At 41.2% G+C, this 14,153-nt stretch carries 10 protein-coding genes; 8 read left to right on the plus strand and 2 right to left on the minus strand.

Features of this window, described 5'->3' with window-relative positions:
• The first annotated feature begins 96 nt into the window (after positions 1-96).
• The 5 genes from PU629_RS11065 (at position 97) to PU629_RS11085 (ending at position 5,816) form a co-directional block, all read left to right on the plus strand.
• Entirely contained in the window at positions 97-276 is a 180-nt protein-coding gene (locus PU629_RS11065) for an H-type small acid-soluble spore protein (RefSeq protein ID WP_275284305.1), read from the plus strand.
• Between the two features lie 165 nt (positions 277-441).
• Complete coding sequence (locus PU629_RS11070; RefSeq protein ID WP_343076311.1) at positions 442-2,658, plus strand: AAA domain-containing protein; 2,217 nt, start codon at positions 442-444, stop codon at positions 2,656-2,658.
• A 128-nt stretch (positions 2,659-2,786) separates the two neighbouring features.
• Entirely contained in the window at positions 2,787-3,929 is a 1,143-nt protein-coding gene (locus tag PU629_RS11075; protein WP_275284307.1) for a type III polyketide synthase, read from the plus strand.
• Positions 3,916-4,668: a methyltransferase domain-containing protein gene (locus PU629_RS11080; protein ID WP_275284308.1), complete on the plus strand. Its 753-nt coding sequence runs from the start codon at positions 3,916-3,918 to the stop codon at positions 4,666-4,668. The genes PU629_RS11075 and PU629_RS11080 overlap by 14 nt, the downstream gene beginning before the upstream one ends.
• Positions 4,665-5,816 (plus strand): FAD-dependent oxidoreductase, encoded by a 1,152-nt coding sequence (locus PU629_RS11085; protein ID WP_275284309.1) that lies wholly within the window; start codon positions 4,665-4,667, stop codon positions 5,814-5,816. Before PU629_RS11080 ends, PU629_RS11085 begins: the two co-directional genes overlap by 4 nt.
• 46 nt (positions 5,817-5,862) lie before the next feature.
• Here the strand turns inward: PU629_RS11085 and PU629_RS11090 are convergent, their stop codons facing one another.
• Positions 5,863-6,696, minus strand: a complete 834-nt coding sequence (locus PU629_RS11090) for an RMD1 family protein (protein WP_275284402.1) — start codon at positions 6,694-6,696, stop codon at positions 5,863-5,865.
• 117 nt (positions 6,697-6,813) lie between these two features.
• Between PU629_RS11090 and PU629_RS11095 the strand changes: the two genes are divergently transcribed.
• Positions 6,814-8,346 (plus strand): GTP-binding protein, encoded by a 1,533-nt coding sequence (locus PU629_RS11095; protein ID WP_275284310.1) that lies wholly within the window; start codon positions 6,814-6,816, stop codon positions 8,344-8,346.
• A 286-nt stretch (positions 8,347-8,632) separates the two neighbouring features.
• Positions 8,633-9,067 carry a cell wall hydrolase gene (locus PU629_RS11100; protein WP_275284311.1) on the plus strand — a complete coding sequence of 145 codons (435 nt, stop codon included), beginning with the start codon at positions 8,633-8,635 and terminating at the stop codon, positions 9,065-9,067.
• A gap of 235 nt (positions 9,068-9,302) precedes the next feature.
• Here the strand turns inward: PU629_RS11100 and PU629_RS11105 are convergent, their stop codons facing one another.
• On the minus strand, positions 9,303-10,799 hold the full coding sequence (locus PU629_RS11105; protein WP_275284312.1) for a spore germination protein: 1,497 nt from the start codon (positions 10,797-10,799) through the stop codon (positions 9,303-9,305).
• Positions 10,800-11,389: 590 nt separating this feature from the next.
• Between PU629_RS11105 and PU629_RS11110 the strand changes: the two genes are divergently transcribed.
• On the plus strand, positions 11,390-14,125 hold the full coding sequence (locus PU629_RS11110; RefSeq protein WP_275284313.1) for a P-loop NTPase family protein: 2,736 nt from the start codon (positions 11,390-11,392) through the stop codon (positions 14,123-14,125).
• Positions 14,126-14,153 lie beyond the last annotated feature (28 nt).

A 14,153-nucleotide genomic window follows, 5' to 3' on the forward strand; every position in this document is an offset into this window, starting at 1 on the left:
CATTTGTCTACGCCAAATTTCATAATTAATGGCTCAATGTAAATATTAAATTTGTGGTTCCAGATTTCACTAGTACTCGGAAGGAGGTGTATAGCGTTGGATGCCAAACGTGCCCAAGAAATTCAATCTTCACAGGCAATGGCCAATGTCATTTGTGATGGTCAATCGGTTTACATTGAACATGTTGATCAAGAGAACGGGTTAGCCACTGTCCATCCTGTTGATGATCCGAATCAGAAAAAAAGTGTTTCGGTTGAAAGCCTAAGTGAGCAATAAACCGCTTAGGAATAACTGTATGATGAAAAAGCAGCCAATTTATTGGTTGCTTTCTTTGTTATAATGAACCGTACAGCATTTATCTTTTTATAAGAACTCGTATACTCTAAAATGGTTTTAGAGATAACCCATTACATCATGATTGAAACAAGAGGAGTACCTTCTTTGAGCTATATTAAGCAATGGCAGAAAGCGCTAAACTTAGAAATTAAACATTTAAAAACATTTGGCGGCACTAAATATACACTGACAAATGGTCGATTAGTAGAGTCGGCAGATACTTCTATCTATTTCTTTGATACAGTCATAACACTGAAGATTCCTGCAGGGACTTCGGTAAGAATCGAATGGGGGAAGACATCGATAAAGGGGCAAATTCTTTCAACAGAAGGCAGAAGTGTGATGGTCGCACTTGAGAAATCGCTTGGGGATTTGATTAACGATTGCCTTTTATTCCATGACCCGTGGGAATTATTGGAACAATTAAACCAAAGATTAGATGAGATCAAAAAGAGCAAGAGGAAGAGGACTCGTGTACAGGCTTTAATGGAGCCGTCACTCGAAGTGAATCACCCTTCTCATAAAATAAAAACGTCTGTTCATGAGCTGTTGCTTCGTTCTACCTACAATCCTGTAACGTTTGTATGGGGACCACCTGGAACTGGAAAAACTTATACGCTTGCACGTGTAGCGGCCAATCATTACTTGAAGAATCGAAAGGTATTGATTTTGTCACAAAGTAACCAAGCGGTGGATGTTTTGATTGGGGAAGTGGCGAGATTCCTAAAGAAGAAGGACTATCAGACGACAGGTAAAGTTATGCGCTACGGGTCAGAGTCCGACGAGTTAAAAGCACAGCATCCCGAATTAACCGTCAGTTACTTGCTTGAGAAACAAGAACCCCGACTCATCGATGAACGGGAGCAGTTACTAAAAGAAAAACTCGCACTAACAAAAGATTTGGGGCTTTCTTTTAGTAAAAGAGATTCAAAGTCTCTTTTAGAAATTGAAAAAAAACTGACACATTTCCTTGAAAAGCTTCGTTCTAAGGAACATCAACTAGTAAAAGAAGCTTCTATAATTGGGGCAACACTTGCAAAAGCTGCAACCGATGAAACCTTATTCTCCCAGACATTTGATGTGGTCATTGTTGATGAGGCGAGCATGGTGTATGTTCCACAGGCCGCCTTTGCTGCCTCATTAGGGAAACGGCTCATTGTTTGCGGCGATTTTAAACAACTGCCTCCTATTGCCGCATCACGAGACCCGTTGGTTACGGAATGGTTAAAAGAAGATATTTTTCATAAAGCAGGCGTTGTTCAAGAACTTCAAACCAATCGCCATCCTCATCTCTTTTTGCTTAATCAGCAAAGAAGGATGCATCCTGATATTTCGGCTTTTACCAATCAGGTTATTTATCAAACACTTGTGACCGATCACCCGAGTGTTCATCAAACAAGACATGCGTTAGCAGAACGTGAGCCTTTTAAAGGACAAGCCTCTATATTATTAGATGCAAAAGGGATGGGAAGCTATTGCATGAAAGAGAAAAACACCCATTCGCGTTTTAATCTCTGGCAGCTTCTTTTGTCCTTTCAGTTGATTCTAGAGTCTCTATTAAACGGCACAAAATCAATTGGCTATGTGACACCATATAGAGCACAGGCCCAATTTATGGAAAAGCTTATTTCAGACATTATAAAGGAACCACAAAATGTGGATTTACTTTCAGCCACCGTTCATCGCTTTCAGGGCAGTGAACGCGAATGTATGATATTTGATACCGTCGACAGCTTCCCTGAAGAGCGATCGGGTTATCTGCTAACAGGAAAAGAGAGTGAACGCTTAATCAATGTGGCATTAACACGGACCCAAGGGAAATTTATTCAAGTCAGTGATACGTCGTTTTTTGGCGATAAAGTGAATCCTAATAAACTCATTAGACAACTCTTAACGCACCAAGAGAATCATGGACAAAGCATTGGAAAGCAACAGATCGGCAGTTGGATTAAGCATCAACATCCAAAGCTGCAATGGCTGCATGCAAAAAATTTGACTAAAGTGATGGAAGACTTATCCCAGGCTAAGACTTCCATCCTTCTCTCTTTATCAGATATAACGCCATCACTTAATGACTGGCTGCCGATAATGAGAGAGCAACGTGCTCTGATCACCTTGATTTCGAACACGCCACTTGCGGATATTCAACCTGCCAATTGGATCGAACAGTCTCTCCCTTTCAATTTTATCCTAATAGATCATAAGCTGTTGTGGTTAGGATTACCTCTATCAGGAATACGTCATTTGCAGTCGCCTTACATTTGTGCACGGCTAGAGTCACCCCAGGTTGCTGAACATTTTATTAGGCAGCTTTCCATTTGATCGTCCTAAAAGTCTTATACCTCATCCATTATTAGGTCAAGCACTCCCAAATACTTAAAAATGGAAAAGAAGGGAATATTAAGAGACACACTACAGACGATTGAAATTCAGGTTAAGGAGGGCTTTCGTTGAACCCGACAACTGCTATCTTGGGTATTGGGACTGCACTTCCCGCTTACACCGTAGCACAAGCTGATATTGCCGATTTAATGGCTGACTCATTAAAAGACAGACCTGATTTGGCTCGATTTGCAAGGAGAATCTTCAAATCCTGCGGCGTTGAAACACGCTATACGGTTGAGCCGAGTTACCTTGGCTCTATCGAAACTTGCTGCTATTTGCCTTCACGCGAACAATCCGATATTCCGACGACTGAAGAACGAATGAAGACTTACCAGAGAGAAGCCTTGCCTCTAGCGATTGAGGCTGCTAAGAAGGCCATAAGCGAAGCTAATAGAACCAGTGAACAAATAACGCATCTCATTACGGTAAGCTGTACCGGGCAATTTTTGCCTGGACTTGATGTCCTGCTCATTCGTGAACTTCAATTAAACCCAAGAGTAAACCGATTACCATTGATCTTCCAAGGGTGTTCGGCCGGATTAAAAGCGATTCAAATGGCGCGAGATGTTGTACCAAATGCGCCTGATGCCCATGTCCTGGTTGTTTGTGTAGAACTCTGTACACTTCATTTTCAACCTGTAAAAGAAAGAGAAGCGCTATTTGCTGCCTCTTTCTTCGGAGACGGCGCTTCGGCTTGTGTAATAGGTGAACCGGGTAAAGAAAATCGGAATTACTTAGAACTAGGGACGGGGTATGCGGTTCTTCTCCCAGATTGTACGGGTGATATGACATGGGAAGTCGGCAATCACGGCTTTGACCTTTACTTGTCTCCCCGCATTCCTAAGCTTTTGGCTGCTTATCTAGAAGAGGAACTTCAATTCCTACTTAAGGGAAATTTTCCAGAGCTGTGGGCGATTCATCCAGGCGGCAAAGGGATAGTCGATTCCGTACAGAACGTAATGAACCTCACCGATCAGCAAACGCATTATAGTCGAGAGATTTTAAGAACGGTTGGAAATCTCTCTTCTAATACCATACTATTCGTCTTGAACGCGATGCAAAGAGATATGGAACTTAGAGAAAAGAGCTCTACAGAAGGCGTGGCGCTGGCATTTGGTCCAGGGCTGACAGCAGAGTTGATGCGCTTTACTTATGTTCCAACTTACTCCCGTTCGACTCAGGAGCAATCTCATCATGCCCTTTTTTAGATCCTTGTCAGTACGTGCAAAAGAAGCCGAATTAATGGACGATTTCTCGATGGGTGGGGAAGAATTAAGAGAAGCGTTAAAACATCTTAGACGATTAAATCGGATCTTTGCAGCGCCTGGTCCAACTTTAGTTGGAGTCGAGAAACTATGGCGAAACATACGCTGTCCGAATAAGCTTACCATTGTAGATGTCGGTGCGGGTTCAGGAGACGTGAACCGGAAACTGCTTCAGTGGGCTGAGAAGAACGGAATCGAAATGGAGTTGACGCTCGTTGATTTGACAGAGGAAGCTTGTTCAGAAGCCAGGCAATGGTTCGCTAAGGATTCCCGAGTCCGAGTCATCCGTGGAGACGCGAGGGAATTGCCAAGTGCTTCGGCTGATATCGTAACGGCCTCACAGTTTCTCCATCATTTTGACGGGATGCAGTTGGTCGAAATCGTGTCACACATGTTGAGGACTTCGAGATATGGAGCGGTTATTAATGACATCCATCGGCATGTTGTGTCTTATACAGCCGTTTGGCTCACAGCACGACTTATTTCTCGCAACCGTTATATTCTAAACGACGCCCCACTCTCGGTAGCCAAAGGTTTTAAGAGAAAGGATTGGGAGACATTGATGGAACGGCTTCAGAATGATGAAATGACTTATCAATGGAGACCTATGTTCCGCTATTCTGTCGTTATTCCAAAGCCAGATAGTTTTAAAAATAGGGAAGTAGGCAGGGGGGAGGCATGACCAACCATTATGATGTGATCATCATCGGTGCCGGAATAGCGGGGAGCAGCTGCGCCATACAGCTAGCTAAGACCGGAGCCAAAACACTACTTATGGACCGACAGGCATTCCCGCGTCACAAAACTTGCGGCGAATTTTTATCACCGGAGTCAAGGGAGATGCTTGAATACCTAGGGGTACGGATTTGCGATCTCGCGGTACAACCGAGCAGAATGGATCATGCCAAACTCTTCATGCCGAACGGCGGCGAAATAAGTGCGCCTTTTTCTGGACACGCGCATGGGATGAGTCGTTTTGAACTTGACCGATTCCTTCATGAGAAAGCAGCTGAGTTTGGTTGCGAAGTACTAACCCAAGTCACTGTAACAGACGTCACACAGCTAGAAGAACAGCGCTATAAGGTAGAGGCTCGGCAAAAAGGAGTCAGGGTGGATTATTATGCCAAACTTGTCATTGGCGCATTTGGAACTAAGAAGCCTCGCAGTTCTAAGCGTTTGCTTGAGAGTGAGAGCAGGGATAAACAGATTTTTGTCGGATTCAAATCTCATTTTAGCGGCATTGAGGTGCCATCAAGAGTGGAGCTCTATCTTTGTAAAGACGGGTATGTGGGCATCTCGCCAGTTGAGAAGGCAACAGCCAACGTTGCGGCCCTCATGACGCTTGAGACTATACAAGGTAATGGAAAATCTGTTACGGACATGTTGTATGCCGCCTCTAAAGGTCATGCCAAATTGGCTGCAAGATTAGCTGAAGGGCGTTCGGTTCCCGGCACACAGGTAGGGGTTGCACCCATTCGTTTATCGAATCATCTTGAGCCTTGGTCAGAGTATCCGCATATCGGTGATGCCCTGCTCATGATCCCGCCTCTTTGCGGGGATGGCATGTCCATTGCCTTGCGTTCTTCGATACTTGTTTCTAAATGGACGATTCCGTACTTACAAGGGGCTGTAAGCTATGAAGTGTGGAAAAACGGATATACTGAGGATGCGAATCAAGAATTTGCACAGTTGTTGAGACGAGCCCGGCGATTTCAAAAGTTTGCCCTTGCTCCAACGAATCGGTATTATCCCTTACTTGTACGCCTTTTCCCAGCGATGGCAAGTTATTTCGTAAAAGCAACGCGATTGCCAGAAATGGGAAAACAGTGATGCATTTAAACGCAGGCGGTTCTCCTATTGGAGAACCGCCCCGCTTTTATGTATGAGGAAGGAAACCAAGTATTTCAAATACGGTTAAGAGGATTTCAAGGACGATTAAGAAAACAACGATCCACTCGACAAACAAACCACGAATGGAATGGCTTATTGAGGAGAAGCCATCCATTATGGTGTATAAAATATCGGTTTTACTTTTCAATATTTTATAGCGGTCATTCAGTTCAAAAAAATCCATCATTTGATCGTAGAATTCTCCAGCACTGCTATTCGTCCAAGTGATTTCTGGCTTATCTAAAATCATAATGTAGGCTAGGGTATTATATTCATGACGAAGAATTCGAGCTTGTGTACGGGCAAGTGCTTTATTCCCAACTCGCAAATTCCCTCTTTCAAGGCGGTCAATTATTCCTTCTAGCTGGTCTAGTATGCGACCCAGTTGCTCCTCAGATTTTTCAAGGGCCACCGATTTGGCTAAAACGGTTGAAATAATTTCAGGATAAAACGCTTCATAGTGAGGGGCAATCGCAAATTCATCGGTCATCTGTATGTCTTCAGATTCCATAATGTGTAAGCTGTAATCATCACTGTAACGAGAGATGTTTTTTAAATGGATGTCTAGTTCATAGTTTTTGAGGAAGTTTAAAAAAGGAAGCATATCTTGAATTTGTTCAAAATTAATAAACACCACACTTCCAAAAGAAAAAACAAGAATGGACTGTGCAGCGTCAACATTCTGGTTTAAAATTTTAGTGAGAGTCGGAGCATTTAAGATAAGCGGCTGTTCCCATGTGTATTTTCGGGGAATTCCACATTGAATCGCTATATTATTCAAATGGATTTCATTCGTTAAAGAAAAGGCTTTAAACGTCATGTCTTTCAAGTTGATTCACTCAATTCTTTCAAATTTATATAGATTTATTTTTCCCAAAAGAGACAAGGACTAATCGACAGAAACGGGTTTCTTCAGAGTGAGCGGAGGAGATAAAGGTTGAGTTCTACAGATAAAAAGCGGAATGTCGGGATTTTTGCGCATGTTGATGCAGGCAAAACGACGACCACAGAACAGATGCTGTATTTAAGCGGTCACATCCAACAATTGGGAGATGTTAACACCGGAACAACCCAAACGGATTCACTTGATGTGGAGCGCCAAAGAGGGATTTCAGTGCGCTCTGCTGTCACTCAATTTACGTGGAAGGACACGATCTTTCAATTGATTGATACGCCTGGTCATATCGATTTTATCTCAGAGGTAGAGCGAACGCTTCGAGTAATGGATGGGGCTATCCTCATTGTTTCAGCGGTTGAAGGCGTGCAGGCGCAAACGGAAATGGTGTGGCAAGCCCTGCGTTCACTTAACCTTCCAACCTTGCTCTTTGTAAATAAATTGGACCGAATCGGAGCAAATCTAGATAAAGTGGTTGAATCGATAAATAAGTCTCTTTCCAATAAGGCCATTCCAATACAGCAATCTTTAGGATTGGAAGAAACATTCACAGACGTGATAAATGTCATAGATGAGGAAGACTCATCCACTAAAATAGAACTTATGGAAGTGATTGCAGAGCAAGATGAGTCGTTATTAGTGGAGTATTTGGATACGGGTAATCTCTTAAAATCTGACATGGAAGAAGCCTTAGAAAGAATGGTCCACGATTCGGATCTTTTCCCCATTTTATTTGGCGCTTCAAAACTCGGTATTGGAATTCCTGAATTAATGGACGCAGCTGTTCGTTATCTTCCGTCACCAAAAGGAGAAATAAATGCGCCGCTATCAGGCCTTGTCTTTAAACTCGATCGAGATCCATTGATGGGAAGAATGGCTTATGTTCGGCTTTATGATGGTACCATGCAGAATCGGGACTTGGTGATGAATCACACACGTGGCATTCAGGAAAAAGTAACGCAAATCCGTTGGGTGGAAGGTTCAAAAACGAAGGATCTTGGTGTCATGAAGGCGGGCGATCTTGCTGTGGTGTACGGATTTAATGATGTGAGAATTGGTGATATTATTGGTTCTCCTCTGAGTGTTCCGGAGGCTTTAAAGCAAGGGCTTAGAGGATGGGAGGTCACAGATTTAATCGTGACGTTGGTTGAAGGTGAGCATCATGTGTATCATACACATCCTCTAGATTTCGCTGTTGCAACACCAATGGGAATCATGGATGGCCTTCAAAAGACGGGAACCCAGCTTCTTGAACCCCTATTAAAGGTCCGGTTATCTGTTCCAGAAGAATTTGGCGGAAAACTGATGAATGAAGTGATCCAAATGAGAGGAACATTTGAAACACCGATTATTCAAGATGGACGAATGGAGTTGGAGGGCGAACTCCCTGTTTCCACCTCTCTCGATTTTCCAAAACGTTTAGCTTCCATGACAAAAGGGCGGGGGACGTTAACCCGTTCTTTTAAAGGATATAAGGAATGTCCTCCAGAAGTGGAGGCAGAAAGAAAACGTGTGGGTGTGAATCCTCTCGATCAATCGAAGTGGATATTGGCTGCCCGTCAAGCCCTTTCCTAACTAGTGGTGCAGAAATTCAGTAAGGTTTTTAGACAGCTATTTAATAATAGGCTTTTGCGGCACCCATTTCTGTAATAATTGTGTTCAGACTTTCCAATTTTAACAAGTTCTTCCATATTTTTTTTCGTCAATTTTAAATTGGTCTTTCTCATATAGTCAACGGGCAAAAACCAAACGATAAGCCAAGTTTTTCTAAACGGTCACTTACATAAATATAATGGAAGTATGTTTGGCCATTAACATAAAGCCCGTTTTTTATCATAAAGTTAAAGCGGAGGTGAAAAGGATGCCAAGAGTAAAATATACGACAGCTGATATCGCTTTGGTGGCAAGGATGATGAGAGCCGAAGCGGAAGGTGAAGGTCCAATGGGAGAATTGATGGTAGGGAATGTAATCGTTAATCGCTTAAAAGCTGATTGTTTAGATTTTAAAGGGCTAAGATCCGTTCAGCAAGTCATCTTTCAAGTACAAGGAGGAAATTATTCCTTTGAAGCGGTTCAAAAGGGTAATTTGTTTTACTCCCCAGCCAGAACGAAAGAGAAAAGATTAGCCAAACAAACTTTGGATTACTGGGTCCATTCCCCTTCTAGGTGGGCTTTGTGGTATTTAAATCCTCACGCTCCATGTCCAACAACTTGGTTCGATCAGCCATTTGCAGGTCAATTCAAACAGCATTGTTTTTATCTACCGAATGAATGCCCTGGAGTATATAACGGGTAAAACAGACTCCCCACCCATTACGGTTTTTTTACTTTCTCATAACCTCCTTAACATACTTGCTATTTACTGGACATTATAAAGTCTAATGGATCCGAAAACGTCTAAGAAAGCCGATCTCCTAAAACAATGGAGACCGGCTTTTCAATCATTTGTTAACGGCTCTTAAATTCTAAAGATCATTCAGATTAGAGGACTTGATAATGACTCATCCCAGTCTGACCTAGTTCGTCTTACTCTAAGTCCCTTTTCGTTTTTGCTTCTTAGGGATTAAGACTTTTGGCCGTCCGGTTATATCAACTATTGGTCTACGAAGGATGACTTCAACCAACCCATTTTTCCATCGAAAGGGGATAAGCGGCCAAAGGTAAGGAATACCAAAGGATTTCGTTCTTAATAACAGAACAAATAGTCCTATAAGTCCAATCAAAAAGCCCCATTTTCTACCTAATGCTGTACAAATAAGCAAGCCGATTCTAGACATTTGATTCGCTTCAGCCACTTCATAGGAAGAAGTGGCAAATTCCATAATCATCACAAAAGCAATATAGACCATCACTTCTGGTTGTAATAAGTGGATTGAACTCGCAAACTGTCCGAATACGATCGAAGCAAGGATACTGACAGCTGAACCTAGAACTTGTGGTGTGTTAATGACGGCAAGTCTTAAAACATCAATAAATAACTCACCTAATAAAATTTCCGTCCATAATGGCAGGGGATCACTCCTTTGAGCTTTAAAGAAGGTCATCCATTCAGGAATCCAATGCGGATACTGATTGCACAAAAGGAAGACTCCCGGCAGCAGCGTACTCCCTAACACAGATAATAAGATGATCCATCGCATATAAGTCCCAAAGAGGGGATAGGAATGGAATTCTTGAGGATGCTGTAAGTGCTGAAATAACGTGATTGGAGCGATAATAATTTCGGGACTGTTATCGACAACAATAACGATATGACCTTCAATTAAGGCAGTTGCTGCCACGTCTGGTCGCTCCGTATAACGCACAATGGGGTATGGATTCCATTTGACTCGGCCGATCCATTCCGCAACCGACTGTTCCCCCATAATAATACCGTCTGAATTAATCGATTTTAATCGATTTTTAATGTTTTCTAATATATCTTTATTAACGATATCATCTATGTACATAATGCTTACATCCGTTTGCGAACGGGAGCCAATTTGCATTAACTCAACACGTAAACGGGGATCTCTTAACCGCCTTCTTATCATTGAGGTATTCATAAGCATGGCTTCCGTAAACCCATCATGCGGCCCGCGGATCAACCGTTCTGTCATTGGCGGTGCAATACTGCGCATCGGGTAAATTCGTGTATCGATTAAAAGACTTTGATCATAGCCATCGATGAAAATAATCAACGTACCTGATAAAATGAATCTAACCGCATCATACATTTTTGGAACGGATTGAACCTGTACAAACGAAACATTCGTATTTAAGAAATCAACTAATTCATCAAGTTGAAATTTCTCTTCCGAATGTTTAGCAATAAAGTCACCGATACTTTTTTCTAAATTCTCTAGAATCATGACCATATTCATAGTCAGGAAAAATCCATTTGTTGTATAAGACATCAGATTGAGATTTCCATATGAGAATGGCTTGGCTAAGATATCCCAGCTTTTTCCCACTCCGATCAAATCATCTATATAATCTGTATTTTCCTTTAAGTGAGGAGATATGTGAACCTCCTTAATTTTTTCCATAAATTCATCCAAGACCCATACACCATCCCTTTATGGCCAAAAATCATTCACTTGAAAATTATTAACAAATTGGATAGGGAATATGTATGGGAGTCCTAAATTAATAGACGGATTCATTGCTAATGCAACTTACCTAGGCTTGTGTCAAGTCACCTTCTTTTTGTCGCATCATGAAATGCCATTAAAATAGGCTGTGGCTAATAGGGAGAATAAACTTAAGGCTGAATTCATTTATTTAATTTAGAATGTGTCTTGGAGGGGGCTCCTGTTTTTGGGTACAAAAACCCACCTGTAAGACGAATACTTATAGGTGAACTTTTTATACAAACAGCATATAAAATTTCGCTAAAGCGATTATGGATGATCGTATAAGAAAAACTTCGACTTTCGCCATTAAGACTCGGCGATAAGCCGAGTTTTTCTAATAATATTATTCTTATTTCTTATGCCTAAAACAAATTTTGCTCATTTGTTACGAGTCGAGCAAATGGTAAAGATCTTTCGAAAATCGTTCACCAAATGTTGTAAACGTTTGGAATGAGGATGAAGCACTAAAGAAGAATGAAAAAGGACTGAGAGGAACTAATAAGATGACATTAGAAGAATTAATTAGTAAATCCTATTATCAAAGATTTATGGATGAAAAGAAACTTGAAAATCCGATTAAGGTGCTAGCTGAACAATTCTTGGATGAACAACAGAAAGAGATTCCTGAGCTATCCGATTTTCGCTTTGCACAAGGGGAAGTTTATTTTATAAATAAAGATTATGAAGCCGCTATTTATAAGTGGGAGTCTGTTTCAAATGATTTAAAGCCATGGGCAATGAAAAATATTGCCGATGCCCACTATGAATTGAATTTGCTAGCGATCGCCGAGGAATACTATCATATGGTTGAAACCGAATCTCAAGTATTGAAGATGGAAGTCCTTCTGCAGCTCTTTTCATTATATAGCCAGCTGAAAGAGAACGAGAAAGCGGTAAAATCAATTAATGAGGCAGTTCAATTAAACCCTGAATACGCCAATGTCACTGAATTAGCCCGGGTCTTTTATGAGGATAACAGTATATGGGATCAAGCTGTTCAACTGGCTGTCAATGAAGTGGACCGAACAGAAGCGCCTTCTTGGCTAGACCGATTAGTCTATTATGTGGACCAAGGTCATACGGTTGATAAAGTGCCAAAGTATTTTACGGATGTCTTGAAGGCCTATTATCGAATCGATCCCACTCGTTTCATAAGGCTTACCACTGCCCTTTGGAACAGTTATCGGCAAACGACTTTTTATTTTGCGTGGCTGCAGGAAATTAATGGGTTGCTTCTTGAATTTGACGATTTCGAAATTCTAGAGCCTCTTTCACGCTTATATAAAAATACGTATTTTGAATTAATTGATGGGAAGCATTTAATAAGCACGTTTTCTTATTTAATTCCCGATCATTTATCCAATTGGTTGAAGATGACTTCATCAATGGAGGCTCATGTTCCCGCTTCGGCTGTACTAGTCTGGAATCGTGCCTACCCTGACCAAATTGACTCAGCTATAGTGGAGCAGGCTGAACGGTTAGTTAATCAATCAACCGAGTCTTTAGATGGGCTCGAGGATGGGTTTAAACTCTTTGAATCTATTATGGACTGGGCGGAAGAGGAAGAGTTGTTGATTGATAAGCGTTTTGAATGGATGGTTCGTGAGCTTGCGGATAGTGACCATTATCATCTGTTAATTGCCGGTTCTACAAAGAGCGGAAAGTCGGATATTTTGAATCATCTGCTTGATGTGGACCTTTTAGAAGAGGCGAGTCCTGCTACAGTCCTGTTTAGGCATTCAGAAAAAGCGGGAATTCTTGCTGTTACAGAGAATGAAGTAAAAGAATTGTCGGACTTAAAGGAATTAAGACAATCAACCCAACTCGGGTCCCTGATTAATTGTGAGATACCTAACGACTTTTTAAATAAACAGTCCCTTGTTCTGATAGACACGCCAGAACTTGTTGATCAGAGAAAATTAAGAAATAACGTGTTTCATTATTTGAATTTGGCCGACAGTGTTCTCTTTATTTTGAATTCAGACTCACCTCTCAAAGGAAGAGATCTGGATATGGCGATTAGAATGAGGGATCAAGTATCTGAGTTACCGATTCATTTTCTATTGTGGCAAACGAGCAGGAACGAAATTCATGAAGATAGGAAAGAACAACTTAAGAGAAATGAACTGGAAATTAAGCTCTATTTTCCGGAAGCTCGGATTATTAGTGCTTCGGCTTATGAGGAACGTGAAAGTCTTTCTAGAAAATTATCCATAATGGTAAGAATGTTGATGGAAGATGATTCAACTATGGAACGAACTTCACGATTACTCTTTTACATTAAAAAGGTAATTGGTTATTTACTCGAGCAACGGGTAGAGATGGAAAACTCGATCATTGATAAAGTAAAGTGGAAGGAAGAATTCGTTTCAAAACTAAAAGGGGCCTACAATCAACTGAGTGATCTAGAAGAGCAGAAAATACAAGTCATTCAGAAATCTTATACACAAATCATGGATGACTTGAGACAGAGTCTGATGTTGAAAATACCTGAAATACTCCGAAATTGTGCCGAGCTAGTCGATACTAAGCGTGATTTTGGAAACATACATGTCGCACTAAATGATGAAATGAATCATCGAGTAATGGACTATTTGGATCAGTTCGTCTTGCGTGATATTAAGGTTACCCTCCAAGGATGGTTAGCAAAATGTGAGGGAGAATTTCAAGATACCCAAGTTTATCTTGATGAGATGAGCGAGAGTTTTTATCAGTTATTTGGGGAGGAAGTCACCATGACATGTGACTTTAAAGTACTCAATGACTGGAGCCGCGATATGGACCGGATGACCATCAGACCTGTACAGCTCAATAAAATCAATATATTGATGCGCTCGACACCTGCACAGTTATTATTAAAAAGTGCTGGAAAACTGCTTGGCAACCTATCTAAAAATAAGGAATTGCTCTCGAACAAATATAAACAGCTTATAGAAAGTCAGGATTACAGCGCAATCGCAACGGCGCTTATCGATGAATTTATGCAGCCGTTTGACTATTTCGAGAAATCGATCGAGCGCGATATTCATTTATTTTTCAAAGAGCCATTTGATGTTCAAGACAAAACCTTAATAGAGACGGAAAAGGCGATTAAAGACTATCAAGAAATCTTAAGCACGATGAAAGAAAATCCAGAGCTTTTCAGAGACCCTCTAACCTTGTTTGAGTTAAAACTTCAACAGTTAGAACTGATGCAATCAACAAGTTTAGGCGTCTGTGACCAACGCATAGAAATTTAGTCAGAATTTCAGGTGCGTGTATTCGTTA

The organism is Pullulanibacillus sp. KACC 23026 (assembly GCF_029094525.1).
In the GTDB taxonomy this organism is placed as follows: Bacteria; Bacillota; Bacilli; order Bacillales; family Sporolactobacillaceae; genus KACC-23026.